The organism is Mycolicibacterium aubagnense, assembly GCF_010730955.1.
GTDB lineage: Bacteria > Actinomycetota > Actinomycetes > Mycobacteriales > Mycobacteriaceae > Mycobacterium > Mycobacterium aubagnense.
Map to the genome: position 1 here is coordinate 86,492 of NZ_AP022577.1, position 26,115 is coordinate 112,606.

A 26,115-nucleotide genomic window follows, 5' to 3' on the forward strand; every position below is an offset into this window, starting at 1 on the left:
TGGGGCTGGAACGGCTCCTGTGCCTTGGACTTTCGACCAGCTCTGCTCCCCGGCGGCAGCTGACGAAGATCCGCAACGGTCGAAGAATCTCGCGAAGATCACGTTCCGGCTTGCAGTCACCCTTTTCGCAGTGGTGGCGGGCCGGGGACGCATCGCTTGACGGAAAGGGAGGGCTTCCTCTCATGGCATCACCCACAAATCGCACCGAACGATTGGTCAAGGCGCTCAAAGACTCTCGGCCCGACTTCACACTGCATAACGCAAGGGTCTTCGCCCGCGCCGTGATCGAGGCCCCGGATGGCGCATTCGGCGAGAAACCGCTGTCGTACCTGCCTCGGGAGCCCCGTGGAACTGACGGCGATGGCTCAACCAAGAGTGAACTGCTCCGCGGCCTTTGGCCGCACGACGACGTCAGCGATGTGTGGGCGAACAGCGGAGACGGTCCACACGCGGCGTTGTGCGGCCTTGGGGGCAGCGGAAAGAGCTTCAGCGTGGTGACCTACGTCGCGCCCGGCGCCGAATTCTTCAGGCTGGACTCGGCGGCCAGCCGCAAGCCGGTGCCGGTCTCACCTGCTGCCGCTCAGACTGGTGACCTCGTCGTGCAACCGAGTGGAGTTTCCGGTCTCTATCTGGGAAGCGGGCGCGTGTTCGTGGCGGGATACGGCACGGAAAACGAGGGTGCAGGCTCGCGCAACTCAGCTGGTCAGGTGAATCCAACGTCAGGTGCAATGCATGCCGCTGGCGCGCTTGAGGCGTCGTCGCCCGGTGTCGGCACCGCCTCCCGGCCCCGCGCGTGGAATCGCCTTGCCCACGAAGTTGTTCGGCCTCTGCTGCCGGCGAACGGGACGCTCCGACAAGCCATGGACACGTGGTACGACACCGAGTTCGTTCTCGGTGTCGACGCGAACGGGAGTGATGCCACCTGGAACCCCGCTCGATCGGGTGGGCTCGCGGTAATTGGCCGGATCGGTTCTGGTAAGTCGGCTGTTGCCGACTCATTGTTGGACCAGGCCCGCGCGCGCGGATGGATGACGCTGCACGCCACGTCGAAATCCGACGGATCACCAGACCCCAAAGAAACACCCGGTCTGGTGATGTCCGGGACGCCCTACCCGCCGCTCAGCGACGCTAGCTCGAATGGGTTCAACTCGGTCATCGCAATGGCGAGCCTCATCGTCCGCAAACGGCTGAACGAACGCGCGATCGGACGCTTCAAGAGGATGTCCCGAGTTCCGTGGAACTTCGGTGGCGGTCCGGTGAGCATCAGGCTGCGCTCACCTGATCATTGTGCACGACGGGTACGACATGTTCGGCAACTTCGCGTTCGAGGGCTGCTCGCAGTGTCGGCAGGTGCAGGTGGCCGTTCACCCGGCGGAACTGCTTGCCGGCCTCGACCATCCCGGCGGCGCACCAGCGCAGCGCCATCTGCCCGTCCCGCCAGCGTTTGACGTTGCCGGCATGTTCGCGGCAGACCGAGATCATCGACTCGATGCAATTCGTCGAGCGCAGCGTTCGGGCCAGCGTGGGCGGCACACCCAAACGCAGCACCGTGAGCGTCTCATCGAGGCCCTCACGCAGACTCGCCGCCGCGCTGGGGTGGGTGCGGTCGAGCTCTTTGGCAAGGGCCAGCAGCGCGGCCTCGGCCTCCAGCGCCGATCCGGCATGGTAGGCATCAGTCATCCTGCGGCCTACAATGGTTCGAAGGCGTTGCGGCAGATGATCTTTCACGTTCCGAACCTTGTGTAGCTGACAGCGCTGGATGACCGGGTGATCAAGCACATCGACCACGGCCTTGCGCAGCGCCTTGGACCCGTCCAGGCCCACCAGCATCGGGCGGGTGACGTCCAGACCCCGCTCCCGCAGGTCCACCAGCAGCTCGGTGACCAAGGTGGCGTTCTCCGTGGAGCCCTCCACCAGCGCCAGCGGATGCTTGGTGCCCTCGATGTCAATGCCCAACGCGACCACACAGCAGGACTCGGCGAAGTGCACCCCGTCGATCATCAACGCCACCAGATCCAGCCCGGACAGATCCCGCAACAGCAGCTCGGCCAGCGCGGTCTCGGTCATCGCCACGAACCGGCGAGAAACCGCCGATTTGCTTGTGGCCGAAGCCTTTTCCGTGATGCGTTCGCCGACCGGCTCCAGCCCGACCGGATAGCGCCGCGTCGAGAGCCCGGCCAGCATCTTCTCCATCGCCAACTTGCCCAGGATCTCCGTCGAGCTGAACAACTCATACGACGCGACCGGCAACTCCCCGGACCCGTCCGCGGCGCGCACCCGAGGCCGGCTCACCGGCACCCGGCGCCCGCCCAGGGTCACCGAGCCGCGCTCGCGACCGTGCCGCACCGCGGTCCGCGCCTCGTCGTGCTTGCCCTTCGGTCCGGCCAGCGCGCTCACGTCGGCCTCCATCAACGCCGCCATCACCTGCAGACCGGCGCCCACGGCCAAAGCCAGCAGGCCCTCGCCCATGTTCTCGGCGATCTCGCCCATCGCCACACTGACCCGCTCTGGAACCGCGGATCCGCTCGCGTCCACGGACTGAATCTGGTTACTCTTCTTCACGGTGGTCCCCTTGCTGTTGGTGTGTCTTGGCAGACGCCCGACACCTACCACAGGCAGGTCTCGAGCGGGGGGACCGCCACCTCAAGTTCTACGAGACCCGGGACAACCTCCGCTTCAAAACTGGCAGGAATAACACTGCGCCGACGCTGGTGGTCCTCGACGAAATCGATTCCCACCTCTTCAGATATCGAGCTGCCGCCGCAGCTACCGACCTCGACGCGCTGACAGCTGCGCTGACCGAAATCCTCTCAGTGGGGAGGGAACTGCGGGTCCACGTCGTAATGACGTCGCAGACCTCGATGAGACTACCCACAGAGTGGGTCAGCCTGTTTTCGTCGGTAGTGCTGGCTGGGGAACCCAACCGTGCAACCACGTTGGAGCTAACCGGCTTTGAACGTATTCCAGAGGCACGGTGGGCGCCGCGGGGCCAGATGCTTCTGATCAAGGATTCGTTCAGTTACAAGCCATTTCAGGCCTACATCAGTCGTTCGTCCCTGGACGTGGTGCCGGGCCAGCATCCCCGCCTCGCCTTGGACACAACCGGTTTTGACTTGGAGAACGCCGCGATCGAATACACAGAACTGGCCGATATGGGCGTTGTGCTGCTGGACCGGCAGGTGAAGGGGCGCTGGGAGCCAGACCCTGAACGCGTCCACCTGGATCCGTGGGAGCCGTTCCGGAGCTGACCCGGGTGGCAAGACCCCGTTGCCGATCAGGTAACGAGGTATTGTCTCGCCGAAACGTTGGTACTCTCGTGCGCGCCGTCGGTCACGCGCCGTGCAACAAGCTGCCAGAGTTCGCACCGTGGCAGAACAGATTCCCGACTTCATTCGCGTCGATGCCGTGGTCGAGTGGGATACGGCGTGTGGCACGGCTATCGGCAAGGTGACGTTCGTTGACGAGTTCCATGTGGCGCTACGCAGCCCGCACGGGATCACCAGCTCGCTGGACGCATCGGTGTATTGCACGCTGGCCGAACGGGTTCGGCCTTTGCGCCCCAGCGCGCGTGAGTTCGTTGACGCGAATCCTGGCTACGTACCGTCCATGTGGGATTAGGTGGGCCGGAGCGGTGTGTCACGTCCTCCACGCTGGTGTTCTCGTGCCCACCGGTGAACGCGCCGCGCCCCGTGTCTGCGGCCTGCACCGGGCACGGTGGGCCTTCACAGAGCAATTGTCAATACCTGTGGATCGGGGTGTTTCAGGCGACCTCCGTTTCGGTGTGTTGATCGCCGTCTGACGGTGGTGTCGGTGGGGTGATGTCGGTGGGCCGTTCGAGCAGTTTGCCTTTGTGGAAGACCGCTCCGGCGCGGACGAGGGCGACCAGATGTGGGGCGTTGACGGCCCGCCAACGGGCTTGGGCGGCGTCGATCAGCTTGTAGGCCATGGCCAATCCAGCGGCCCGCGATCCCGGACCCTTGGTGACCTTCGTTCTCAAACGCACTGTGGCGAAGGTGGATTCGATCGGATTCGTGGTACGCAGATGGATCCAGTGCTCGGCGGGGTAGTGGTAGAACTCCAGCAGGACATCGAGGTCGTCGACGATCTTGGCGACCACTTTCGGGTACTTCGCGCCGAAGGCAACCGCGAAGGCCTTGACCGCGACCTGAGCTTTGTCGATGTCTTCGGCGTTGTAGATGTCCTTGATGGCCGCCAGCGCGGCCGGATGCGCTGACTTCGGCAGTGCGGAAAGGACGTTGGCCTGCTTGTGGAACCAGCAGCGCTGCTCTCGGGTCTTCGGGAATACCTCCCGCACCGCCTTCCAGAACCCGAGCGCGCCATCGCCGACGGCCAGCACTGGGGCGGTCATGCCGCGTCGTTTGCAGTCGCGCAGCAGATCCGCCCACGACTCGCATGACTCCCGATAGCCGTCGGTGATCGCCACGAGCTCTTTGCGGCCGTCAGCGCGCACGCCGAGCATCACCAGCAGGCACAGCTTCTCCTGGTCCAGGCGGACCTTGAGGTGAATGCCGTCGACCCACAGGTAGACGTAGTCGCTGCCGGACAGGTCCCGGGCAGCGAACGTACGGGCTTCGTCTTGCCACTGCGCGGTCAGACGGGTGATCGTGGTGGCCGACAACCCGGCACCCGAGCCGAGGAACTGCTCGAGTGCGGGCCCGAAGTCGCTGGTCGATAGGCCGTGCAGATACAGCAGCGGCAGCACCTCACTCATCTGCGGGGACTTGCGTGCCCAGGCCGGCAGGATCGCCGAGGAAAACCGCTGCCGCTCACCAGAATCGGGGTCGACACGGCGATCGTTGACCCGCGGCGCCTTCACCTGCACGGCACCGGCCGCGGTCAGCACCTCACGCGGCTGGTGATAGCCGTTGCGGACCACCAGTCGGTGACCGTTCTCGTCGAGCTGATCAGCGAATGCGGCCACGTACGCGGCGACCTCGGCCTGCAGGGCAGCGGCCAACATCTGCCGGGCTCCGTCGCGGACGATCTCGTCCAACAACGACCGGCCGGCCTCGCCGCCGTTGGCCTCCTCGGCATCGTGAACTACGGTGAGCATGGGCGTACCTTCCCAACCAGCGCGCCAACGCCGGTCTTGATCGAATACCTGATTCCGTGATGATCATCCTCGGGAAGGTGCGCCCACTTTCAGGCCGCCTCCTCGGGCCTCATCCACAGGTATTGATCATTGCTCCCTTCACAACGTCGAGAGGATGAGCATGGCTGTGTTTGGTGATGGTGTAGAGACAGAACTCACCCGCGACGAAGCTGCAGCTGAGCTGGCTGTACCAGGGTACGACGCCTATGGAAAGGTCCGCCTCTATGGCGTGATCGCTGACGGTGAGACGGCCGGCCAGATTGTCCCCATCAAGTCGCAACAGAACCTGGACCGGTTCAGCTACAGCCGCATCTATTCGGTTGAGAGGTAAGGCCTTCATGGTCGAGCTCGGCAACGTTGTTAAGACCGCGGACGGTGCCATCGGCGCCGTGGTGGACTGGGTCTATCACGGCATGCGCCCGGGGATCTTCACCATCGCATGGGACGAAACCACATGTGCAGGATCGGTGCCCCCACAACATTGGACTCGCGCGGAATGCGCGGCACTGACTGTGCTGAGCTGAGAAGCTACCGGGCGAGGGGCTGGTCTCGATTCACCCAGCCGAGGTGTTCCAGCCGACCAGCTCCATGTCGTCGCCGGTGACTGGGTCTATGGGAGTGCCAGCGGTGGTTAGGTCCTGCCACGGCTGGGAGTGAAGGTCGCCCTGATCATCTCGGTAGATCAGGAACAGCGGGCTCGTGTGAAATTGCGCCATGGGCCGATCGTCAATGGGTCCGGCGGGTACCGGCATCGAGCGGCGCGAGGATCGACCTCGATGCGCGGAATCAGCTGGCGCGCCCGCTGAGCTGACCGTGCAGAATCAAATCGACGAACTCTTCCATTGTGGTCACGCGCAGACCCCCGACGTGCCGGTTGTATGGGGCGTCGTAGATGACCGCGACGTGCCCGGCCTCCCGCAGCTCCATCACGTTGTGGGCCGCATCATCGATGTAGATATCGCATCCCACAACATGTTTGGCCGTCTCGAACCGCAGCTGTTCGTACTCGAATCCGTGGCGGTCAAGCCACTGTGCCGTGCAGCGGCGTGCTCTGGAATGGCGAGCGGTGACGATGTCGACGCGGTGCCCCGCCGCGCGGAGCCGCCGCACGGCTTCGGGTGCGCCGTGATCAAGCAAGTCCAATTTGCCCAGCTTGTTTCGCAGTTCCGCCATTGCCGCATGGGCAGACTTCTCGTCGGGGAACCACCCGGGCTCGACCAGTCCGTACTGGGTGGGTCCATGGCCGGCGCCGGTCATCGAGTGCCCGTGGGCACGACCAACGTCGGCGATCGCAGACATGTAATCGGCGAGTACGCCGTCGATATCGAGCCCGACATGTAACGAGCCGACCCGCGTCGCAGTCATACGGTGGCGGCCTCGGCCTTACCCCAGCGAGCGAGGGTGAACGGTTCGCCGGATCCGGTTTGGGTGCTGTACCAGTGCGCGTGCCACTCGCCTTCCTGTGGGCACGGGAATCCGTAATTGGCACAGTGCTTCACACGTGGCGCCAGCGCCATCCACACCTCCTCGACGATCAGTGCCTCATGATCGTGCCGGTCGATGCCACCGTTGCGGTCCAGGTCGGCGATCAGCTTGTCGCGGTCGAGGCCGTGGCCCTGGTGGATTCGGCGCCAGTAGTCATCATCGATGCAATCTGTGGGGTACTTCATCGGAATATCCGTTCTCGGAGTGGCGTATTGGTGCTCGGGGTAGAGGATCGCTCTTCTGTTAGAGGCGCAGTTCGCGCAGCCGTTCGGGTGCACGGGTGTACATCGCGCTGTGCGTCAGCAAGGTCGAGTGGAGGACCTGCGCCGGCGTCGTCCCGGGACGATAAACGTTGTGCGTGGGAAGGCCGTCAAGTCTTCCGACCGCGAAGGTGCGCCGTGCCCCAGGGCCCCACCGGGATGTGTATGAGTCCCACAGCTCCTGATAGTCAGGCAGCAGGCTGGTCAGCATGGCGATGTCCGGCGATACCACCCACGGGGTCGGCTGAGGATTCTTGGAGCCGGCCCTATTCGGTGAATCGGGGGTCTGATAGATGCACGGAAACTGGTCAGGGAGAGTGATCTTGCTTCGCCGGCGCAGGACTTCTGCGCGTACCCGGTCTTCCCACCGCGGCGACGCGGCGAGAACGGCAATGAGCGATACACCGTCCTCGTCGGACAGGTCGGCGCTGAATCCGTCGAAGTGGTCGAGGTCGTAGCGCCCGGTGTCGCTATCTGTCGGTCTGGGGCGGTACGTGATTGAGCGCGTGTCGCGTGTGGTCGGCTGGTCTGTGGCCATGGGCGTTGTCCTTGTTCTAATAGCGTCGGGTTGGGGGTCGCCAGGTCTCGACGAATGGACCCAGCGGTGGGAATCAGGGCAACCGACCGCTCCGACGCAGTGTCTCGGCGATGGCCTCGACGGTGTTCCACGCCGCGTGGTCGCCGTTGTTGCGGTCGGGATGGGTCGACCGTCGCGCTGATCTATAGACCTTCTCCAGGGGCGCTTCATATTCGCCTGCCAAGTCGCGGAGAAAGCGTTCGGCGTCAGCTGCGCTGGCAGTTGTCACTGTCGTCGTGCCAGCGGCCGGCAGCTGTTTCCAGCCGGTGTATTGCTCACTGCCGGGCGTGATTCCGTAGCGGTCGAGACGTCTGAGGCCGTTGAGTCCCAACGTGATGGCTCGCAGGTTGTCTTGCCAAGTCGTGAATCTAGCAGCGGGGTAAGACAACTGACCGAAGCGGGATTCTACGTGCAACACGACTCCGGGGTGGATTGGCTTCGCGGTTGCCCGCGGCATTCCGTCGATGCGAAAGTCGCCGTGCTGGAACGCGATTTCAAGAACCGATGGCGCGTTGGATGTGCCCGTTCCCAGATGCCGCAGCTCGCGGTCGAGTTCATCAAGCGTGGTGGACAGCGGCGCCGAGAACGGGGACCGGATATGTCCAGTGGGGAAAGCCCCGGGCCACTGCGTCAGTGGCCGAAGGGTCATTCCATCGGGATACCGGTTCACGAAGTCCTCCATTGAAATTATCTCCAAAATAGAGAATACGACCAGCTGTGTTGAAGTCAAGTCACAGGGCTGGAGCAGATCACGCTGAGAGCGAGGTGTTTTGCGTGCGCCGATCGGCCGCTTCCAGAAGCCTGCGTAACCTGCCCGCCACCGTGTTCTTGCTCAACGGAGGAACGCAGCGACCGCCGAGCTCAGCCATGGACTCAGCGGGGTGCGCCATTCGCAGCTTGGCAACAACAACCACCTCGTCTGCGATTGCGCCACCCATCGTGTTCAGGGCCGCAGCGACTCGTTCCGCGGTACTCGTGCCAGCGGTGGCTGCCCGGTTTCTGTTGGCCGTCACCAGGTCGCCGCGGTTGTGAACCACAGCGCGACGCGTTGGCGCCGGATCAATATGGGACTTCGCGAAGTTCGGTGCGCCGATAGCAGCCGCGACCTTATGCAGGCCGTTGTAGTCGTGGACCATCACCACGTGGTGGGGCTCTGGAGCGTGCCGACGTTCTCTTACTTGAGGAGTCCCGCCGAGCTTGCGGACGAAGGCCCCGACGGCGAGCGTTTCCGCGAGCCCCGGGCTCTGCACCATCAATGTCACAGGGCCACACTTTGTGACCTGGAGCCGTCCGCGCGCCAACACGGCACCGCGAAGTGCCGCTGCGGCCACAGATGGGTTCCTCCCGGCCAAGGCCACAAGATGTACCGGAATGCCGGTCACCGGGCGTCCCAGATGGTCAAGTAGCCCGGTACTGCGGGCCAGCGGTTCAGCGCATTCGCCCAGTCGTACAAGGACTTTGTCGCCCAGGATGTGATAGCCGCCGTCATGCGGGCTGATTCGGTACTCGCGAGCCACCAGCGCCGCAAGGCGATGCGCTGCACCTGCTGCATCCAGGACGACGTCCAGCACAAGCCGCCCGTCCTCGGCGATACGTACCCCGCCGCCGAGCCGCAGCATCGAAACGATTTCGGCCCTGGCGCAGCGAGAATCTGCTGGAGCGACTTTCAGCAGCTCCCGGGTCAGGATTTCGGTCGAGGCGACACTCACGCTCACACCCGGCCTTCTGACGCGCCGGCAGACACCAGGACCGGCGTCCCGAGTTCGTCGGTCTCAACAGTGTGTGCAGCTGCGTCTGCGACATGCTTGTCAGCCAGAGCAAGCAGGCGCCGAAGCCGTCCGGCCACTGCGTCTTTGGTCAGGGGAGGTTCTGAGAATCGCCCCAGTTCTTCCAGCGAGGCCTGGCTGTGCAAAACACGCAGAGCGCCCGTGCTTGCGAGGTGAGCAGGGGTGCTGTCGCCCAGTAATGCCAGCGCGTGCTCCACCCGCTCGCAGGTTGCCGCCGCTGCAACTGCCGTGCGCTGGGCATTGGCGTCGTCGAGGTTGGCCCAGCGCTGCAGGTGCTGGCGAGCTGTGCGGCGCTGCCATTCGGCGAGCGAGTTGACCGCACCCATCCGCGAGAGCAGGGTGACGATGTCTGCGCCATCCCGGACGATCACACGATCGATCCCATGCGATTCACGCACCAGAGGGGCAACCCCCAGGCGACGTGCGCAGCTGGCCAGGGCGTATGCGGTTTCGGTGCTGGGGCAGCGGATTTCCACCACCGCCGAGCGGCCCAGCCCAGTCAACGTGCCGCCGGCGAGGAAGGCTCCGCGCCAGGCGGCGGCAACCTCACCGGGCGAGCCGCCGACGACGGCCGTCGGCAACCCCGCTGCGGGGATCCCGCGGTGATCGATCAGGCCTGCCGACCGGGCGAGCTGGCCGCCCGATTCGACGCGCACGCAATACCGGCCTCCTGCACCCCCGCTGCGGCGCTGAAGGACATGCGCGCTGGCGGTGACACCGTGGAGCGCGGCGATCTCACGCCGCAGGTAACGGGCCATGGTGGCGGTATCCACCTCAGCGGTCAACACCAGCCCATTGCGCACGCGCAACTCCGCTGCAATGCGCAGCACGGTGGACAGCTGTGCTTGTCGGCATCCGGCGTGGGTGGTAGTCATCTTGCTCAGCTCGTCGCGGATCTCCGAGGTCATTGGGATTGCCATGTGCTGTCTCCGGATCGTGAAAGTGGTGGGGGAGTAGGTGGTTTGGGGGTTTAGGTCACGCGTGGCGCACGAGACTAAGGGTCGTGCTGTTCTCGGCTTCGTCAAGGACGCGCCACAGGTCGGTGTCGGCTTGCGAGGCGTCATCCGGGTGGATACGGCGCCGATGCTGGGCGATGGCCGCGACCAGCTCGTCGGTGCTGCGGTCCGGCCCGGTCGATGCGCTGATCCGTTCGAACTGCAGCGCCGAATCGCAGGCGACGATCACCGATCGTGCCGCCGCCCTGCGGTTCTGCAGCGATGACTGCTCGCGCAGGAGCAGGTCCCGCGAATCGTCAGTGGGCCGGTTGGCGATGGCCGCTGCGACCGCGTCGGTGCGGGCGTCGAGTTCAGCAGCGACGCCGCGCGCGGTGATGAGCACTTTCTTTGCCACGAGCGTGTCGGTGCTGAATCCGTCGATGGTGGCGCGCCGGGGTCGCCAGCACAGGGCGTGCATCGCGGCTCGCAGCTCGCCGGATCCGGATTCGCGGATCCAGTCCAAGTCGCGCAGTCGAGCACGGTAAAAGTCTCCGCCGCTTCGAGTTTCGCCGTTGGCGGGAGTAATGGTCTCGGTGGTCATGATTGTCCTTGGAGCGTGAGTGGGGTTGTTGCGGCTAGTCAGCGGTGCGTTCGACGTGGGCGCGGACCCGGTCCAGGTAGCCGATCAGGTCGTCGCGGACGCCAAGCAGCGCCAGCCCGTCACCGTTGGAGTTGACCAGGTTGAGCTGCCAGATCGGCGGGTAGGGCGGGGTGGCTTTCGTCGCATGCAGGATGGCTTCGCGGTCCTGCTTGTCGGCGGGTTGGAGGTTGGCGAGCGCGCCGCGGGCTTCTCCGAACTCGAGGTGGTTGCTCACTTTGGGTCCTTTCGTCAGGTGGGTGATCAGGCAGCGGTGAGGAGACTGCGGTGCGGGCGGAGGCTATGTGCCCGGAGCATCTGGGCGACGTTCTCGTCGATGCCGATGACTACACCGGTGGGCGAGAGTCGTTGGTAGGCTGTCTGATATCCGGCAAGTGCAGCGGCTATCGCGACGTCCGCGCTGGTTGCGACCGGCAGGTATTCGCGCAGGTTCAGGTGATGTGCCAGTGCGCAGCTGTGCGCGAAGGCGTCGCTGTTGTTGGACAGCACCGAAGCCGGGTAACGGTCAACAAGCTCGTCGGCAATGCGCTGAACCGTCAGCCGACGACGAGGCGAGTCGTGTACGCCGACAACGCTGGCGGGCAGCTTTTCTGCAGCAGCACGGATCGAATCGACCGTCACGATCACCGGCGCAAGCCATCGAGCTGCACGCCGGCCGACACTGAACGGGGCCCGCGACACCTGGTGCTGGTACCAGTCCAGTCCGAGTTTGGAGACCGTCGTTTTGGGATTGCGGCCCATATCCAGGCTCGCGAGGTCGTGTCCGGAATAGAGCAAGGCTGAGGCGAATTCAATGTCGGTCAGCGATCCGATCGCGTCGTGCAGGGCGGCGCGCACGTCGAACGCCGGCGCCCCGGAGACGGCACGGTCGCTGTCGATGCGCGGCAGCGTGTCCGCCAACCAGCGTCCGCCGTCGATGACGCGGCTGGTGCGAGCGTGGCGCGCGGCGTACTGCATCGCGGAGATTACGGGCGTGTGCCCGCCGATGCGGTGTTTGAAGCTCTGCGACCCCGGGTTGCCGGCAGCCCGCTCCGCCCAGCGGAACCACAAATCGTCAGGGTGCTGCGGCAGTGGCGGCGTCCCAAGCCAGGTCGCTTCACTTCCGTACGGCTGCTGGAAAACGGTGCTCATCGGGGTGCCTCCTGCGGTTGGGGTGGTGGGTTTGGCAGCGGTGCGATTTACGCTGCGGTGTAGGTGTTTTCGTCGCTTCGGGTGAACTGCGGTAGCCACAGGTCGGCGTGGGCGATCGCGATCATGTCGGACAGGTCGCGGCGATCGAGCTGGTCGGGGTCGGGCACGCCCAGTGCGCGGGCCAGCGAGATCTGAGCGCTCGTGGCCGGCGTCCGCGGAGCGTCGCGCATGCATTCGCCGAACAGCTCCTGGGCGAGTGTGTCGGCCTGGTCCAGGCTCATGCCCTGCAGGTAGCACTCTGGCCCCGGATCGGTCCATTGGCCGTCCAGCCCGACCCACGACATACGGTGCACTGTGGTGTCGTAGAACCCGAAGGCCCAGTCCCTACCGGGGACCGTTCCTGCGACACCCCGCATGTCCGCGAGCATGAGCACGCCTTTGGAGCCGGCTTGGCGGTAGATGGAGCGCACCAACCCGCGTGTGTGGCGGGTCCAGCGGATGGTGGAGGTGCGCTGCGACCAGTTGGCATCCCCGCGGCGCTTGGCGACGTCGGTCATCGAACCGGTGACCGGGTCGAAGGTCCGCAGCGGGTCGACGCGGTGCAGGTCGCATTCGCAACCGCACCGGCACAGGCCGAAAGCCAGGACGCAGCTACATGTGCAGGGCACCGAAGATTCAGCAGGGGCAGCCGAACCCGATTCGGGCTGCACCGCGCATGAGCACGGGCAATCGCAGCCGACGCCGGTGCAAGTGAAGTCGCAGTTGTCGCCAGCGCAGGGCTGGATGCAACCGCAACCCAACCCTTCGTCATCGGTGTCCGAAGGTCGGCGGCGCTCGGCGTCCAGTTTGGTTTCGACGATCAGGCCCAGTGAGCCGGCGCCGACCAAGTCCACCACCAGTGCGTGCTCTTTGACGCGGCCGTCCTCGAATGTGTGAGGCCGTAGTCCACGACCGACGCACTGCACCAGGCGAGACTGACTGCGGGTGGGGCGGGCAAGAACCACGACCTCGCAGCGAGGGAAGTCGGCACCCTCGGTGAGAACGTCCACGGTGACAAGCACCCGGGTCTGGCCGCGCCGGAACCGTTTGTAGATGCCGGCACGATCGCGCGTAGAGGTGTTCCCGACCACTACTTCAGCGGAGACGCCCAGTGCGACAAGCGCTTCGGCGAGCTGCTTGCAGTGCTCTTTGGATGCGCCGAACACGATTGTCGACAAGTTGCCGGTGTAGTCGAGCACGGCTCGAACGCTGGCGTTGAACGTCGTCTCCCGCAGCATCGCTTCGGCGGCTTCGTCGTCGGTGATGTCACCGGCGCCCTTGTGCAGGCTGGAGACGTCCAAGTCCGGGACCTCGGGCGTAACCCCGTGCGGCGGAAGCAAAAAGCCGTTCTGGATGGCCCAGGTGATATCGCGCTCGAACACTACTTCGCCCCACACCGCACGCAGCGGCGGTTCACCTTTGGCGGGGTCCATGCGGGTCATCGTCGCGGTGAATCCAGCGCGCCGGGCTCCGTAGGCGGCGAAGTGGTCGAGCACCTTGCGGTACGTCGTGGCCACCGCGTGGTGGGCCTCATCGACGATGATCAGATCGCGCATACCCAGCCGCAGGAGCGCAGCCTCGCGCTGGAGCGACTGCACCGTTGCTGAGACGATCGGCGCCGCTGGGTCGCCGCGGTGCGGACCGCCGATCATGGCGGGGACCGGGCCCCACGGATTGACGGCTCTGACCGCGCCCGCCATCTGTTCGATCAACTCGTTGCGGTGCGCCATCAGCAGAACCCGCCGACCCGCGGTGACTTCACGACGCGCCAGTTCAGCGATCACCGAGGTCTTGCCACTACCAGTGGGGAGCACGACCGCCGGACCTTCCACGCCGCGAGCGTGAGCCGAATCCACCGCATCAGCGGCTTGTACTTGGTACTCGCGCAGAACTCGGGGCTGCTTGCCCGGATAGACTGCGCCAGCCCAACGGCCTGGCGGATGACCAGCCGCTGTCGGGGATGCGACGGCTGTCACAGCGCCGGGACAGGCAGGTGGTCGAGCCACTGCGGCAGATCGCCCATCGCGACATTGGCGGCCACCACGCCCAGCCGCACTGCAACGGCGTTGCGCCTGACGGCCACGATCGGGCGTCCATCGCGGGAAATCCACGGGCAGGTGACCATGGCCAGGTGGTAGGCGGCCAACGACTCACGCGTGTGCACGTTCAGCACGCGCGACGGCTGATACTTTCGCGTCAGGTAGTCGAGCAACTCGAAGTCGGCCCGCTCAATGCGCAGGCACATCAACATCACTGCACCCCAGTAGGTTCCGTGAATTTCTTCCATGTGCGCCGAGCTGACCGCCAGGCGACGCAGCCGGGAGATCATCTTGATGGTCGTGCACTTTTCGAGGTCGTTGTTCCATTCCTCATCGGCGTTGGAGCGCGCCAGAATCTCCAACAATGTGATGGCCAGAGTCCGGTGCTCGCCGGCGCCCAGAACGGCGCAGCGCAGGCAGGCCACTGCCTGCGGGTGGTCGTGACGGTTGTCGATCTGCTCGACCGTGTTGTCTCGGATGGACACGGCGGTGCGGCGGGCCAGCGCGCCGGTGTAGTCGACGATGAGCTGCTGGTCGACGACGGCCTCGCTGAGTCCGTCTTCGTTGCCGTCAAGGCTGTCGGGATCACCCATCACGAGCGGGCTCATTCGCACCTTGATCAGGCCGTCGCTGCGGCGTGCGGCCGGCAGCGGCGGCACCACCCGCAACTGGGCGGGTGCCGGCCGCGCTTCGATGGCTGCGTCACTGGTGAATGGCATGGTGACGCTCACAGGGCCACCGCCGCGACAGGGGCGAACTCGGCGACGATGGCCGGGCCGGTGGCCGTGAATTCCAGTGCAGCCGAGACGATCATCAGCCCCGGAAGTGCACTGGCGGCAAGGCTCACCAGATCCTGGTCGGCATCGATCCGCAGCGTGCGTCCTTCGCTCATGTCGAACGGCACCCGCACGCTGAGCAGGTTCTGGGTTCCGGCCGCGACCGGCTGAGGTGCGGGCGCAACAGCAACTGGCGTGGGGTAAGGGGCCGGCAGCGGTGCGGGCACAGCGACCGGAGCGGGGGCGGCGACCGGAGCGGGGGCGGCGACCGGAACGGGGGCGGGTGCCATATCCGCAGCCGCTGCGGAAACAGCAGCGGCTGCGGCCTCAACGTCCTTGCGGGTGATACGCCCACCTCTGCCGGTGCCAGTCACCGTCGACAGATCCACGCCGCGGCGATCAGCCAGGGTGCGGATCGACGGGGCTACGTCGACAACGACCGAAGGTGCAGCGGAGGCCACCGGCGCATTGGCGGTGAACTGCGGCAGGGAGATGATCGGAGCGCCGCCTGCGACCTCGGAAGTGCTGTGAACCTCAGGAACCGCGGGTGCGACAGCCGCTGGGACGGCCGTTGCAGCGACCGGAGCCACCGGTGCAGGGACGACCAGCGGCGCAACCGGGGCCGCGACGGGAGCCACTGGAGCGGGAACCACGGGAGCAACCGGAGAGATTCCGACGATCGGAGAGTTCGTCGCGACGGGCACCGGAGGTGCCACCGTCAGCGGCGTGCGAGTCGGAGCAACCGGTGCAGGAAGCGGCGCGGGCTCTGATGCGGTGACGGGGCCGACCGCAGCCGGGTGCGAAACATCCTGCAGCGCAATCGGTGCGTCCGGAGCGACGGGCGCAACCGGTGCGGCCGGGACACCAGGCGCGGCGGGTGCCGGAGGAACGGCGACGCTCGGCGCGTGCGTCACATCATGCAGGGCCACCACTGGCGCGACGGGGACGACGGCGGGCGCCACTGCGGGCGCGACAGGGGCAACAGCGGGGGGAACTGCGGTAGTCACGGGTCAATCTCCTTGTTGGATGGTGGATTTCGGGGGCTCAGTGGGTGAATTTGACGTTCAACTTCGCGGCGCCGACCTTGACCAGCTCGTCGTAGACATCGGGGTACGCGGCCTCCAGACGGCCGTAGTCGAGGGACCGTGAACCTGCTGACGCGGTGACGGTGAACCCGTCGTATGCGCCGGGGGCATCGCTGACCGACGACAGCAGGGCCTCGCGGACAGCCTTGAGCATCGACTCGCAGCTGCCCTTCACCGCGGCCAAGAGCTGACCCTGGCGAGCGGCGGTAGAAGCGTTACCGGCGACAGCGAGAACCACGTGCGAGAGCACCGCTGCCGGGTCAGCCGTGGCGCAGATGGAGCTGACAATGTCAGCCGGGCTGATCACGACCGGGGTGACAGGGGCGGGGGCGGGAGCAACGGTCGGAAGCGGGGCGATGGTGTGCATCGGGGCGGCCGAGGGCGTGGCGATAGCAGCAGTCATGGGTGTCTCCAGTGGTTTGGGTGGCGTAGGTGGGGTGGTGTTGGTGGGGTGACCTTGGCCGGTCTTGTGACGCTCTCGGGAGAGATTCAATATGCGAATCACCCACGGTTTCGTCACCGGCTTCCGGTCACTGTGTGGAGCGTAGCGCCGGAAAAATGCGTACGCAATATTCAATTTGATTTGGCGTGTCTCTTCCTACCCGCCGCCACCGACAAGCAGCGCGTCACCGACCCGGGGCTGGCGACTGAATGCCACGCAGGCGAGGGTGTGTCCCCCGGTGGCGCGGCATTCAGGCGGGGCTATTCCAGCGCGTGTGCCGGGCGTGGCGTCGCTGGCAGCTCGTGATTGCAATCGCATTGAACGCGATATGCGCAGGTAGAGCCCCAACTGTCGTGAGTATGGGTAGCATCTCGATTTGCAGCGGGGCGGGTGCGATCGGCATCTCCACTGGGTTCGGCGACCAGATGCATTCGCCGGCCCGCGCTCGCACGTAGGGGTCTGGGTGCGACGATTCTGGCGTTGTCACGTCCCCGTTCGATTCAATCGGATGCCCGCGATCGAATCGATGTAGCCGATTATTTGCGCTTCCGCGTGTCGTAAAATGCGTATGCAAAAATGTCGTCCGGTGCTGCTTGACTGGCGTTCATGTCCACGCACCCAGCCGTGCCAATCGTCGACCTGCCTCGCGTCGCGGCGGCGCAATTCCAGTTCTACGACCACGCGGTCGGTGCATTCCTTGTCACCGAGGATGCGGCTCTGGCCCGTTGGATAGATCAGTTGTGCTCGCAGCCGCCGGCCGCGGTGGCGGCCGACATAGAGACCCGCGGCCTGGACGTCAACAAGTTCACGATCACCTGCGTCACCGTGGCGTTCCACCTCGGCGGCGACACCGTGGCGCTCCTGTTTGATCCGCTGCGGCGCGAAGAGCACCGACGACTACTTACGCGCGTGTTCGACCACGCAGCGCGAATCGTTTTTCACGGGGGAAGCTTCGATGTCGCACCGCTTTACGCGCATCGACTGTTGACTCGCGAACACATCCGCAAGATCGGAGACACGCTCGTCGCTGCGCGGATGATTCGCACTTACGCGAAGGCCGGGAGGACCCTGGAAGACCTCGCGATCGCGTACGGAGTAATGGACGATGACCGCATCACCATGGACGAGGTGTTCGCCGCTCGCGGATTGAAGAAAGACGAGGGTTGGTGGTCAACGGACATCGACACACCCACCTACGCGGTGGGGGCGATGTCCGACACCGTCGCCACACTGCGGTTGTGGGGAATCCCTGGTGTCACCGGTGAAGGGATCATTGCCACCGCCGCAAGGTATCTGACCACGTCGCAGCTGGGCATCGGCGGTATCGGTGTGCTCAACGGTCGCGACGCCGAGCAACTCGTCGAGGACGTTCAGCAGGTCAACCGGATCGTGCTGGAACGCACCGCGCGCGGCTATGCCGTCGACGCTGAGTTCCCGGACCGGTTCCTGGCTGAGACTGCCGAAGCAACAGCTGCCGCCGCTCGAGTGCTGGCGGCAGCCGGCATCCGACCCGGTAATCCGGCAGACCTCGTCAACGCTTTGGATGCCCGAGGTCTGCTTCACGAGCAGTGGCCGCGTACAAATACCGGCAGGCTCAAAGCGGATAAGAACGCACTGGAAGTGTTTACTGGCGAACACATCAGCGAGTCGTTGAAGAACCCGCTTGTGATGGCCCACCGTACTGTATTCGGCAACGAGAAGGTGCTGGGGTACGTCAACAAGGTCGTGGAGAATGCCGGCCCCACCGGCCGCCTGCATCCCGAGATCAAGATCCTCGGCGCTAACGCCACAGGGCGAATGTCGGCCTCACGGCCCGAGATTCAGCAGTTTCCGCCCGAGGCCCGCGGCGTCATCGTCGCCGATGATGGCGATTGGGTGAGTGCGGACTGGAAATCGATCGAGCCTGTGGTTCTGGCCACCGCCTCTGGAGACCGCCAGTTCCTTGCGGACATGAAGGCCGGCAAAGACCCCTACGAGCCGGTCGGAAAGATGGCCGGCGTCGACCGAAAGTTGGCCAAGCGCAAGATGCTGGCCGACATGTATGGCCAGGGCCACAAAGCCGCAGCGCTGCAATACGGTTGGACGATCGATCGCGCCAAGCAGGTTGCCTGGGCGATCCGCGACGGTCTTCCGATCCTCTACAAGCTGATCGATGCGCTCAAAGCGCAGTCCGAGGCAACTGGTCACGTGACAACGCTTTCCGGCCGCGTGGTCGACCAAGAGTTCCGCTTCCAGGAGAACGGCAGAATGGTGCGCGATGTGGCGCAGCGCATCGCACCAAACCACTTCTGCCAGGGCTCCGCTCTCGATGTCATGCACTACTCGATCCTCGAGCTGGACCGGCGCGGGTTGTCGGACCACGTGCATTTGTGGATGCACGACGAGATCGTCGCTGATTCGACCATCGCAGCTGAGCTGGCGGAGGTCATGGCAACGCCGCCGCCGTTCCTGCAAGCCGTTGCGCAGTACCACGGAATGGACGCGTTTCTGGCCGTCGACCTCAACGATATGGGTCAACGCTGGGAGTACGTGTGAACCCTGACAGCCCCATGCCAGTGTCAGACAACGGGATACCGCCGCACGCGCAGAGTCCCGTGACTGACGACAGCTTCATCGTCGCGTTTGATCTGACCGGCGCTCAACAGATTGGAGGGAAGAACGATGCTGGGATCTGATCCGATCGCCGCACTCTTGGGGGCGGGAATCGATTCCCGCGCACCGCAGGTGATCTGGAAGGGATATCTGCGCAGACTGGTGGCGAACGGCGCTGCGGTTGTCATGATGGCCCCGGATGTGACGGTTCCCGAGAACGCCGACGAAGGTGTGCTGGCGAAACTCGCTGCGCTCCTCGACCGGTATCCGCCCGGAACTCAGATGCCGGAGGAGGCTACGGGACGGCTGGCCGGCGCCAATCACATCGACGCCGACCCTGAGCGCGTCAACCTCAGAGTGGGCGCCTACTACCGCCACATGGACAAGGTTCTGGGCAAGGAACTCGGACCGGCCTTGCGGGACAACGGAATCGTCAGCGTCACAGCGGGGCTGCACGTGGGATGCTCGCGCATGGCAGCAGTGATTGTTCCGGATGGGGCGTCTCTGGTGCAGTGGCGCGACTGGGCGGCGGCCACAAGCGGTGACCCTCGCGAACGACACACGGCCCCAACACTGCTGCTTCCGGGTACGCCAGGCGGCGGGGTTTACTTGTTCCGGACGGCTGCGGGCCAGACTCTGGTCGATTTGACGATGTCCGTGGGTGGCTGCACGGTCAGCTCCGGTGACGTGATCGTGCCGATTCCGCCGTCACGCCAAGGAGGAATACCGGTGACGCGGCTGGGTCCGTGCCGAATGTTGCCGACATGGCTGGCCGGCGTCCTGTCCCAGCATGCCCGTCCTGTGCCGGTCGCGGTTGCAGGGTGACTCATCCTGGATAGGACGTGACACGCTCCACGTTGCAAAAACTATGCCCCGCAACCGATCTGGCTGCGGGGCATAGTTGCTGACCGTGCGGGTTAGCCGCCGTTGTACACACCTGCGAAGCCGCCGCGGTCGTAGCCGATGGTGTCGTCGCTGGCCTGGCCCACGGTGCGAGCGCATGCCTGGACGACCGCGTTGGAGCTTGCCACCGCCGCGTCGACCTGCGCGCTGAAATCGGTACCGGCATCGGCGCCGGTACCTACCAGAGTGCCGCCGAACAGCTTGGCCGAGTTCGACTTGAGCTGCTCCTTTACGGCGTCAATGCCAGCCTGTGCGCGCTGCATCGCGGCGACATCGGCGGCCGCCCCGGGGATGTTGAGCGAAAGCCCATCTGTTCCTGCCATGTGTATCAGTCCTTTTCGTGAAGTTGGACGGTTCCGGTGCTACACGGACCGGATGGACGAAGCGTTGGAGGCCTGGGTGGCCAACTGGTGATCTACGGCGCTGTTGGTGCCAGATTGTGCAGCTTCCGATCGGGCGACGATCTTCTCCAAAGCCGGCTTGGTCTCGGACTCCCACTTCATCGCCAGTGCGTTGGTGGTGTCGGAGACATAGGTGCTGTGGGCCAGGCTGTTGACGTGCGTGTCGATCGTGGCGATGTGGCCGCGGATCTCGTCAGTGTTGTGTCCCTGCTGGCCGACCAGGTGGCGGGCCTCGTCGGGGCTGATTCCGATTTTACTCATGTGACCCTCCGGTCGACGTAGCTGATGTGGTGGGTGTTCTCGGAAAAGCGTAGCGCAGATTTTCCTACTAGCCCTCGCGATATGCGTTGCCGAGAACCTCTATGGCGCTCTTGATGCCGCTCCTGTTTCCTGCGGCGTAGGTGACTCGTCTGAGGTGTCCGGAACCTGACGGGTACGACGCAAGGACGCCTCGGCCTCGGAGAAAGACGATGGCCAGTGCGCCTTGATCACCGCGGGCAACATCCGCGTGGTCGGTGCGCACCGTGACTTGGGCCAGCGCGTGGGTGGTTGACGCTGCAATGTCGGCGACCACCGCGGCGGCAGCAGCGGGTGTGCGAGCAGCCGCGAGGACTCTGCGGGCTCCATTGCGTACCTGGTCACGCCGAGCTGCGTCGGCGGCCCGTTCGGCGTCGGTGGATTCCTCGTCTGGCTCGGTGACGATCAAGCCGGTGGTGTCAGGGTCGGTGGCCAGGTCGTCAACAACGCTTCCAGGCAGCATGATCGGTGCCTTTAGCTGGTAGGCAGGCCACTGCTCGTCTGGATCGAGGAGATCGAGCACCGACTTTGCCGCATCGTCCTCAATGCAGTTGGTGCTGCGCAGCCGGCGAGTGAAGATCACGCTTGTGTTGTTGAGCAGCACGGTGACAACTTCGCGATCAGTGACGCCAATGGTGAATGTGACGCGAGGGACATCGCGTACCGCGGCGGCCAAGCCGAATTTCTTGAGCGTGGCCGGCAACTCGACAGGGGGCCGGCGCTGGGCATAGAGCAAGACCGTGCCGTACACGGTCAGGCTGGCATGTCCGGTGATGGCTCCGAACATCGCGGCTGCTTCGTCGGTGAGTTGTCCATGCTGGTTGAGGGCCGACCACGCCTTCAGGTCGTGAATGATCTGGGCTTCGGACACGAACAGGTGAGGGAACGTTGGTCCCAACTCGGCGGGCATGCGGCGCACGAGTTCCTTCGCGGCCATCCAGTGCCAGTGAGACACAGTGAAGTACGGGGATGTCTCGCTCACTGGAATGGAGTTGGTGGTGTCGGCCGACAACCAGTCGGCGACAAGCCGGTTCGGCGACGCCGGTGCTTTGTCACGTCCCGGAACCAGGGCGCGCATCGCGGCGCGCAGCGCAGGTGAGGCGGACAGCGTGCCGTCGGCAGACATCCGCAAGTCGCCGCCGGCGGCTTCTACGATCGGCGCCATCCGAGGATCCACTTCGGCGGCGAGATTCATCAGATCGGCTCGAATCTGCTTCGTCGATGAGCTCTCGGCGTGGGCCTCGCCCCCGCTCTCACCGGTGGCGGATTTCTGGGCTTGGCCAAGCACGTCTTGCAACCGAGGATCGATCATGGTGCAGATGGTCGCCGCTGCACGCAGATGTGCGCGGGCCGGGCGCGATCAGCCCAATGCGTGACCTTCGTATGGGACCTGCCGAGGGACGGGCCGACCGTCTGGTGCTTTGGCTTGAACCGCGGTAGGAGCCGACAGCGGAGGAGAATCCGACGGCGGCGCCTGCGGGTTGATGGGGGCGGCAGGCTGCAGCGGTGGGGGCTGCGGCGGGTCTGCCGGGGTGGGAGGCTGCTCCGTCGCTGCTGGGGGAGCGGTTGCCGGCGGCGGGTTATCAGGGAGCGTCGAAGCGGGGTGCGGCGCAGTCGGATCGGGCGAAACGGTCGAAGCAGTCACCGTGTGCGGTTCGGGGGCCGGCGGCCCCGGGTTACCCGGATCGTGCGCGGGAGCGTCGTCGGGAAGTTCCGGCAGAGGGATGTGCGAAACGAACCCGTCGTCGCCGAGTACGTCGGCCAGGCTTTCGATCCCGCCTGCTGTCGTCAGCACGAGGTCATCGCCGAGATACATGCCGGACTGAACGGCGCCGATCACCGCGTCACCGATCTCGGCCGAGCTCGGGTCGACTGGATCGCCGAGGGATGTGATGTTCATGCCGGAGGCTTTGGCAGCATCGAGCACCGACATCGGCTTGGCGTCGCTGGCCCCGGCCATGTTCAGCATCATCTCTCCCAACCGTGGATCGCCTACACCTCTGACCTGGACGTTGTGGCCGTGAGCATCGACAGCGAGGTCGAACGGCTTGACGGTGTGCTTGGACAGTGCAACGGCATCTTTGGAGACCTTGCCGGTGTGGTCTTTGTCGACGGGCTTGCCTGTTGCGTCAAGTTGATGCGGGCGGGCGTCGGTACCTGGAGCTCCGAGTGATGCCGCGGATGCGGGAGGAGGAGGCGTGTAGGCCACTGATGTTGCGGCGCTGCGGTCGGCCTCGGCTGCTTTGGCCGCCGGGGTGGCCGCCGCGGGGAGTTTGACGTTGTCCGCTTTGTCTCCGCGTAGGGATTTGAGGAGTTCATCGGGCACCTTGTTGGCAGCCTGCTGGGCCGCGCTGGTGAGCGGTTGTGCTGCGGCGGTCGCCTGTTGCGGAGCGCTCGCGGCCTGCTGGGCCAGCGGCGCGGCGGTCTGTCCGAGTGCAGCCAACAGCGACGAAAGGTCATCGCCGGCCCGACCGCCCTTGGGGCCGGCCTTTCCCACGCCATCTTTTGAGCCGGTCGAGGTACCTGGCAATGATCCACCGGGCCCAGCTGCTGCCACCGGAACGGTCCCAGGGCGCAGCTGCGGTGCGGCCTCCGAGCCTGATCCGGTCGCCGTGCTGGAACCTGAGGCCTCGCCCGTGCTGTCCACCTTTTTGCCGACCAGCACCTCTGGTGCGCTGATTTTGGTGGCCAGGTCCGAAATCTGCTTACCGATCTGCTGAACCTCAGCCACCTTGGTGGGGACGGTGACCGCGGGCAGGCTGCCGTAGGAGCCGTCCGGGGTCGTTCGCCCCAGCGCGTATGGGTCCTCGATGTTGTGGGCTGGCATCGAAGCGATGTCCGCCATGGCCTGCCTGATCGTGAGTTCCTGCCCGCGCAGATCGTGAAATGCATCATTGGCAGCAATCCCGCCGCGGGCGATCAAATCAGGTAGGGACTTGGAGACGGCGGCGTCGTCGGTCAAGGTCTTGAGCGGTTGCCGTAGTCGATCGAACTGCTCAGTGATCAGTTGCTCTCCTGACGAGGTGACGGCGTCGCGCAGCTTCTCAACCGCAAGGCCCCATTGCTGAATCAGGTCTTTGGTCATGCTGTACGTCGACCCCAGCGTGGAGATGTTGGTGCCGGTAACCGGCAGTGCAGCACCCTCGGGCCGCCAAGCTGAGGACGAATCCACTCGGAAATTCTTCTGGTTGATGTCCTCGATCGCGGCGTCGGCCGTATCTATGTGCTCGGAGTCGCCCGAGGTGATCGGGGGAAGCGTTGCATTGCCCGGCAGCCACTTGCGACCGTCGCCTGGCTCGGCTGCGCCAATCCGCTTCCCGAGGGTCATTGGCGTCGTATCGGCAATGGCCGGTGAGTTGGGAACCGCGACGGTGGCGTTGGTGTCGCTGTCAACGCGCGGGGCTGAGCCATCCAACTGGTCACGCAGCCGATCGCCGGCAACGGTGCCGGTGGTCGAGCGACCCAGCTGACGCGCCACATCCAGCGATGCAGCATCGCCGCTGCGCCGTCGAGCCAGCCCCAGGATCTGGTCAACCAGGCCCATCCCTTCTGGAGAGGTCCTGGCGCGCGGGTCCATGCCGCTCCACAGCGATACGAGGTGATCGAAATAGTCGTCGGTGCGCTTTTGTGCGTCAGTCAGCTGCGGTGCCATGTAGGTACTCCGATCATTGTGGCCAGTAAAGGGGGGCGACTTCTGCCAGTTCCGGCATCAATAGCCGACGCCGTGACCCACTCCTCGCGACATGAAGGCGCCAAGGCCCATTCCGGAATCCAGGTTGACGCCGTAACGGGCGCTGACGTAGCGCCACGCCGCGGCGATGTTGGCGACCGGGTCGTAGATCGCAGTTGAGGTGCCCGGTGCGTGGAATGCGGCGAAAGTGTCAGGCACTGTCTGCATCAGGCCACGGGAGCTGCCGACCGGAGCACCATCAATGCGTCGGCCGCCCCGGGCATTGCTGTCCCATCGGTTGACAGCGTTGGTCGATCCACCGGATTCGCCGCCGATGATGGTCTGTGTGGCCCGCGCGAACAGATCGGTCAATCGAGGGTTAACCCCGGCCTGGGCCAGTCCCGCGGTGATGTCGTCGTCGGTGACGTGGGACACGGGGTGCGGGGTGTAGATGATCGCGGATTTGTCGATCGAAGTGGCATAGACCGCGGGATGATCGGGCGTGCGCCCCTGCGTAAGCACCAAGGTCCGCGACGGCGCCGGGCCGGGGATCGGATCAGCGACGGTCACAACATCCGGCGCCGAAGCAAGCGCTGATTTCCATTCAGCCGGGTCGGGACTGTTCGGCAGCTGGGTTGAACCGATCGGAGCCGGCACCAGCACCACGGGCCGCAATGCTGGTGCAGCGGGGTCTGGCTCGGTATCGCTTGTCAGCAGCGCGGGCTGTGCGGGATCGGATTCTGCCGTTGGTGCACTCGGCGCATCGGTTTCAGTGTTGTTCTCTGGTGCGAACCGCGCGGGCGCCGCGTCCGGGCCCGACGCGGTGGCAGCGTCGGAGGAGGTGCCGGGCTGAGGAGCCTGGTCGTCGTCGGCGTGGGCGATGCCGGCGCTTAAGGCGGTGAAAGCCGCCGCTGCGACAGCGGGGAGCAGTATTCGGCGGGCTCCGTGGGAGAGCGTGAGCATTCTTCTCACTCCTGTTGGTTCGTCGCAGCGGGCGTGCGATGCGGGGCGAACGTAGAAGAGCGATAGGTCCATGACGGTGTGCGGCGCGGGTTCGGACTCCAGCGAAACGCCGACGCCAAGTTGCGGTTACATACGATGCGCAAATTCAGTGCGCAACTTCATATGCTTCTGGCCGTGAAGGACAACAGTCGATTCGCGAGGAATCGCTTGCTGGCTCTTGGGGCCGTGGCAGGGATTATCGGCGCCCTGCAGATGAGCGATTCGCCCAGCGCAAATGCGCAGCCATTGCCGACGGGCCCGTGGGTCTCGATCGCAGACGCGCGCACCGCGCGGGGGCTGGCGGAAGTCACGGCAGCAGAGTCACCGCGGCCTGGTGTGACCATCGTGACGCAGCTTGATGCGGATACCGCGCAGCTCTGCACGGCATCGTGGGCGGTGTACAGCGCGACCGGCGATATCGGATTCTTGACGGCCGGGCACTGCCAGACCCAACCCGGGGCGTCGCTGTGGATGTTCACTGACAAAACGCTGGACAAGCGACTGTGGCTGCTTCCGTTACAGAATCGCGAACGAGGTCTTGACACCGACGGTGTCCTGCACGATTCGGCGGTGTTCTTCTTGTCTGGCGATCAACGCCGCCGCGATTCGTACAGCACCAAAATCGCACCCGGAGTGAAACTGGCGGGCGTCCTCGACGCGGCCGAGGTGCGAGCACTTCCTGTGGGCACGCCGCTGTGCATGAATGGATCCCGATCTGGACTGACCTGTGGGCCCCTCAAGCGGGCGGGTACGGACGAAATCGAGTGGGGAGGATCGGCAGTCAAAGGGGACTCAGGCGCCCCTGTGTGGTTGCGTCCATCAAGGTGGTGTACGAGTCGGACCTGATCAGCGGTACCGGCGTGTCGTAGCCGAGTGATTGAAGGTCATCGCGTGATTCTTCGAGAGACCGTCCAAAGTCACTC

28 protein-coding genes are annotated in these 26,115 nt (G+C 65.0%); 7 read left to right on the forward strand and 21 right to left on the reverse strand.

The features are described 5' to 3' along the window. Nucleotides 1-1,263: 1,263 nt before the first annotated feature. The gene (locus tag G6N59_RS00645; protein WP_061004136.1) at nucleotides 1,264-2,562 is read right to left on the reverse strand and encodes an IS256 family transposase; all 1,299 of its coding nucleotides are present in this window, start codon (nucleotides 2,560-2,562) and stop codon (nucleotides 1,264-1,266) included. A gap of 26 nt (nucleotides 2,563-2,588) precedes the next feature. On the opposite strand from G6N59_RS00645, the gene G6N59_RS00650 reads away from it, so the two are divergent. Continuing rightward, nucleotides 2,589-3,248, forward strand: a complete 660-nt coding sequence (locus G6N59_RS00650) for a hypothetical protein (protein WP_138233437.1) — start codon at nucleotides 2,589-2,591, stop codon at nucleotides 3,246-3,248. Nucleotides 3,249-3,366: 118 nt separating this feature from the next. After that, the gene (locus tag G6N59_RS00655; RefSeq protein WP_138233436.1) at nucleotides 3,367-3,618 is read left to right on the forward strand and encodes a hypothetical protein; all 252 of its coding nucleotides are present in this window, start codon (nucleotides 3,367-3,369) and stop codon (nucleotides 3,616-3,618) included. Between the two features lie 142 nt (nucleotides 3,619-3,760). Here G6N59_RS00655 and G6N59_RS00660 read toward each other — a convergent pair whose 3' ends face one another. Then, nucleotides 3,761-5,074: an IS256 family transposase gene (locus G6N59_RS00660; protein ID WP_067990476.1), complete on the reverse strand. Its 1,314-nt coding sequence runs from the start codon at nucleotides 5,072-5,074 to the stop codon at nucleotides 3,761-3,763. A 154-nt stretch (nucleotides 5,075-5,228) separates the two neighbouring features. On the opposite strand from G6N59_RS00660, the gene G6N59_RS00665 reads away from it, so the two are divergent. Together G6N59_RS00665 and G6N59_RS00670 are read left to right on the forward strand one after the other, a co-directional pair. Then, complete coding sequence (locus G6N59_RS00665) at nucleotides 5,229-5,444, forward strand: hypothetical protein (protein WP_138233435.1); 216 nt, start codon at nucleotides 5,229-5,231, stop codon at nucleotides 5,442-5,444. Nucleotides 5,445-5,451: 7 nt separating this feature from the next. After that, nucleotides 5,452-5,637 (forward strand): hypothetical protein, encoded by a 186-nt coding sequence (locus G6N59_RS00670; protein WP_138233434.1) that lies wholly within the window; start codon nucleotides 5,452-5,454, stop codon nucleotides 5,635-5,637. 30 nt (nucleotides 5,638-5,667) lie between these two features. Here G6N59_RS00670 and G6N59_RS00675 read toward each other — a convergent pair whose 3' ends face one another. From G6N59_RS00675 to G6N59_RS00740, 14 genes are all read right to left on the reverse strand, one after another. Next, nucleotides 5,668-5,829: a hypothetical protein gene (locus G6N59_RS00675; RefSeq protein ID WP_163910789.1), complete on the reverse strand. Its 162-nt coding sequence runs from the start codon at nucleotides 5,827-5,829 to the stop codon at nucleotides 5,668-5,670. Nucleotides 5,830-5,899: 70 nt separating this feature from the next. Continuing rightward, the gene (locus tag G6N59_RS00680) at nucleotides 5,900-6,478 is read right to left on the reverse strand and encodes a 5' nucleotidase, NT5C type (protein ID WP_138233433.1); all 579 of its coding nucleotides are present in this window, start codon (nucleotides 6,476-6,478) and stop codon (nucleotides 5,900-5,902) included. Continuing rightward, nucleotides 6,475-6,783: a hypothetical protein gene (locus tag G6N59_RS00685; RefSeq protein WP_138233432.1), complete on the reverse strand. Its 309-nt coding sequence runs from the start codon at nucleotides 6,781-6,783 to the stop codon at nucleotides 6,475-6,477. Before G6N59_RS00685 ends, G6N59_RS00680 begins: the two co-directional genes overlap by 4 nt. Nucleotides 6,784-6,841: 58 nt before the next feature. Then, nucleotides 6,842-7,396 carry a hypothetical protein gene (locus G6N59_RS00690; protein ID WP_138233431.1) on the reverse strand — a complete coding sequence of 185 codons (555 nt, stop codon included), beginning with the start codon at nucleotides 7,394-7,396 and terminating at the stop codon, nucleotides 6,842-6,844. A 73-nt stretch (nucleotides 7,397-7,469) separates the two neighbouring features. Further along, the gene (locus G6N59_RS00695; RefSeq protein WP_235678720.1) at nucleotides 7,470-8,117 is read right to left on the reverse strand and encodes a molecular chaperone DnaJ; all 648 of its coding nucleotides are present in this window, start codon (nucleotides 8,115-8,117) and stop codon (nucleotides 7,470-7,472) included. Nucleotides 8,118-8,184: 67 nt separating this feature from the next. After that, nucleotides 8,185-9,144, reverse strand: coding sequence for a DNA-binding protein WhiA (gene whiA, locus G6N59_RS00700; protein WP_163910792.1), 960 nt, complete (start codon nucleotides 9,142-9,144; stop codon nucleotides 8,185-8,187). Between the two features lie 2 nt (nucleotides 9,145-9,146). Then, nucleotides 9,147-10,136, reverse strand: coding sequence for a DNA-binding protein WhiA (gene whiA / locus G6N59_RS00705; protein WP_407665862.1), 990 nt, complete (start codon nucleotides 10,134-10,136; stop codon nucleotides 9,147-9,149). 61 nt (nucleotides 10,137-10,197) lie between these two features. Continuing rightward, nucleotides 10,198-10,758 (reverse strand): hypothetical protein, encoded by a 561-nt coding sequence (locus G6N59_RS00710; protein WP_138233428.1) that lies wholly within the window; start codon nucleotides 10,756-10,758, stop codon nucleotides 10,198-10,200. A 34-nt stretch (nucleotides 10,759-10,792) separates the two neighbouring features. Then, on the reverse strand, nucleotides 10,793-11,032 hold the full coding sequence (locus tag G6N59_RS00715; protein ID WP_138233427.1) for a hypothetical protein: 240 nt from the start codon (nucleotides 11,030-11,032) through the stop codon (nucleotides 10,793-10,795). A gap of 26 nt (nucleotides 11,033-11,058) precedes the next feature. Further along, the gene (locus G6N59_RS00720) at nucleotides 11,059-11,946 is read right to left on the reverse strand and encodes a hypothetical protein (RefSeq protein ID WP_138233426.1); all 888 of its coding nucleotides are present in this window, start codon (nucleotides 11,944-11,946) and stop codon (nucleotides 11,059-11,061) included. A gap of 47 nt (nucleotides 11,947-11,993) precedes the next feature. Next, a complete protein-coding gene (locus G6N59_RS00725; RefSeq protein ID WP_306789606.1) occupies nucleotides 11,994-13,991 on the reverse strand; it encodes a DEAD/DEAH box helicase in 1,998 nt (665 codons plus the stop codon). Continuing rightward, a complete protein-coding gene (locus G6N59_RS00730) occupies nucleotides 13,958-14,755 on the reverse strand; it encodes a hypothetical protein (RefSeq protein ID WP_234884476.1) in 798 nt (265 codons plus the stop codon). The genes G6N59_RS00725 and G6N59_RS00730 overlap by 34 nt, the downstream gene beginning before the upstream one ends. Then, complete coding sequence (locus G6N59_RS00735; protein ID WP_138233424.1) at nucleotides 14,752-15,807, reverse strand: E3 binding domain-containing protein; 1,056 nt, start codon at nucleotides 15,805-15,807, stop codon at nucleotides 14,752-14,754. Before G6N59_RS00735 ends, G6N59_RS00730 begins: the two co-directional genes overlap by 4 nt. Nucleotides 15,808-15,844: 37 nt before the next feature. Further along, entirely contained in the window at nucleotides 15,845-16,288 is a 444-nt protein-coding gene (locus tag G6N59_RS00740) for a hypothetical protein (protein WP_234884475.1), read from the reverse strand. A gap of 645 nt (nucleotides 16,289-16,933) precedes the next feature. On the opposite strand from G6N59_RS00740, the gene G6N59_RS00745 reads away from it, so the two are divergent. Next, nucleotides 16,934-18,862: a DNA polymerase gene (locus G6N59_RS00745; protein WP_138233423.1), complete on the forward strand. Its 1,929-nt coding sequence runs from the start codon at nucleotides 16,934-16,936 to the stop codon at nucleotides 18,860-18,862. A gap of 126 nt (nucleotides 18,863-18,988) precedes the next feature. Continuing rightward, on the forward strand, nucleotides 18,989-19,744 hold the full coding sequence (locus G6N59_RS00750) for a hypothetical protein (protein WP_138233422.1): 756 nt from the start codon (nucleotides 18,989-18,991) through the stop codon (nucleotides 19,742-19,744). Between the two features lie 92 nt (nucleotides 19,745-19,836). On the opposite strand, the gene G6N59_RS00755 is transcribed toward G6N59_RS00750, so the two are convergent. The 5 genes from G6N59_RS00755 to G6N59_RS00775 form a co-directional block, all read right to left on the reverse strand. Then, the gene (locus G6N59_RS00755; protein ID WP_138233421.1) at nucleotides 19,837-20,145 is read right to left on the reverse strand and encodes a hypothetical protein; all 309 of its coding nucleotides are present in this window, start codon (nucleotides 20,143-20,145) and stop codon (nucleotides 19,837-19,839) included. A gap of 39 nt (nucleotides 20,146-20,184) precedes the next feature. Continuing rightward, a complete protein-coding gene (locus tag G6N59_RS00760; protein WP_138233420.1) occupies nucleotides 20,185-20,484 on the reverse strand; it encodes a hypothetical protein in 300 nt (99 codons plus the stop codon). 67 nt (nucleotides 20,485-20,551) lie between these two features. Further along, nucleotides 20,552-21,832 carry a hypothetical protein gene (locus tag G6N59_RS00765; protein ID WP_138233419.1) on the reverse strand — a complete coding sequence of 427 codons (1,281 nt, stop codon included), beginning with the start codon at nucleotides 21,830-21,832 and terminating at the stop codon, nucleotides 20,552-20,554. A 48-nt stretch (nucleotides 21,833-21,880) separates the two neighbouring features. Next, nucleotides 21,881-24,172, reverse strand: a complete 2,292-nt coding sequence (locus G6N59_RS00770; protein ID WP_138233418.1) for a hypothetical protein — start codon at nucleotides 24,170-24,172, stop codon at nucleotides 21,881-21,883. 57 nt (nucleotides 24,173-24,229) lie between these two features. Further along, entirely contained in the window at nucleotides 24,230-25,153 is a 924-nt protein-coding gene (locus G6N59_RS00775; protein WP_138233417.1) for a transglycosylase SLT domain-containing protein, read from the reverse strand. 174 nt (nucleotides 25,154-25,327) lie between these two features. On the opposite strand from G6N59_RS00775, the gene G6N59_RS00780 reads away from it, so the two are divergent. Then, nucleotides 25,328-26,038, forward strand: coding sequence for a chymotrypsin family serine protease (locus G6N59_RS00780; RefSeq protein WP_138233416.1), 711 nt, complete (start codon nucleotides 25,328-25,330; stop codon nucleotides 26,036-26,038). The last annotated feature ends 77 nt before the right edge of the window (nucleotides 26,039-26,115 follow it).

Bases quoted from the DNA above. Each gene is read 5' to 3' on its own strand.
- G6N59_RS00765 (WP_138233419.1), bottom strand. From the start codon at position 21,832: ATGATCGATCCTCGGTTGCAAGACGTGCTTGGCCAAGCCCAGAAATCC.
- G6N59_RS00760 (WP_138233420.1), bottom strand. From the start codon at position 20,484: ATGAGTAAAATCGGAATCAGCCCCGACGAGGCCCGCCACCTGGTCGGC.
- G6N59_RS00710 (WP_138233428.1), bottom strand. From the start codon at position 10,758: ATGACCACCGAGACCATTACTCCCGCCAACGGCGAAACTCGAAGCGGC.
- G6N59_RS00670 (WP_138233434.1), top strand. From the start codon at position 5,452: ATGGTCGAGCTCGGCAACGTTGTTAAGACCGCGGACGGTGCCATCGGC.
- G6N59_RS00695 (WP_235678720.1), bottom strand. From the start codon at position 8,117: ATGGAGGACTTCGTGAACCGGTATCCCGATGGAATGACCCTTCGGCCA.
- G6N59_RS00680 (WP_138233433.1), bottom strand. From the start codon at position 6,478: ATGACTGCGACGCGGGTCGGCTCGTTACATGTCGGGCTCGATATCGAC.
- G6N59_RS00770 (WP_138233418.1), bottom strand. From the start codon at position 24,172: ATGGCACCGCAGCTGACTGACGCACAAAAGCGCACCGACGACTATTTC.
- G6N59_RS00660 (WP_067990476.1), bottom strand. From the start codon at position 5,074: ATGCTCACCGTAGTTCACGATGCCGAGGAGGCCAACGGCGGCGAGGCC.
- G6N59_RS00675 (WP_163910789.1), bottom strand. From the start codon at position 5,829: ATGGCGCAATTTCACACGAGCCCGCTGTTCCTGATCTACCGAGATGAT.
- G6N59_RS00685 (WP_138233432.1), bottom strand. From the start codon at position 6,783: ATGAAGTACCCCACAGATTGCATCGATGATGACTACTGGCGCCGAATC.
- G6N59_RS00690 (WP_138233431.1), bottom strand. From the start codon at position 7,396: ATGGCCACAGACCAGCCGACCACACGCGACACGCGCTCAATCACGTAC.
- G6N59_RS00775 (WP_138233417.1), bottom strand. From the start codon at position 25,153: ATGCTCACGCTCTCCCACGGAGCCCGCCGAATACTGCTCCCCGCTGTC.
- G6N59_RS00665 (WP_138233435.1), top strand. From the start codon at position 5,229: ATGAGCATGGCTGTGTTTGGTGATGGTGTAGAGACAGAACTCACCCGC.
- G6N59_RS00740 (WP_234884475.1), bottom strand. From the start codon at position 16,288: ATGACTGCTGCTATCGCCACGCCCTCGGCCGCCCCGATGCACACCATC.
- G6N59_RS00745 (WP_138233423.1), top strand. From the start codon at position 16,934: ATGTCCACGCACCCAGCCGTGCCAATCGTCGACCTGCCTCGCGTCGCG.
- G6N59_RS00750 (WP_138233422.1), top strand. From the start codon at position 18,989: ATGCTGGGATCTGATCCGATCGCCGCACTCTTGGGGGCGGGAATCGAT.
- G6N59_RS00720 (WP_138233426.1), bottom strand. From the start codon at position 11,946: ATGAGCACCGTTTTCCAGCAGCCGTACGGAAGTGAAGCGACCTGGCTT.
- G6N59_RS00755 (WP_138233421.1), bottom strand. From the start codon at position 20,145: ATGGCAGGAACAGATGGGCTTTCGCTCAACATCCCCGGGGCGGCCGCC.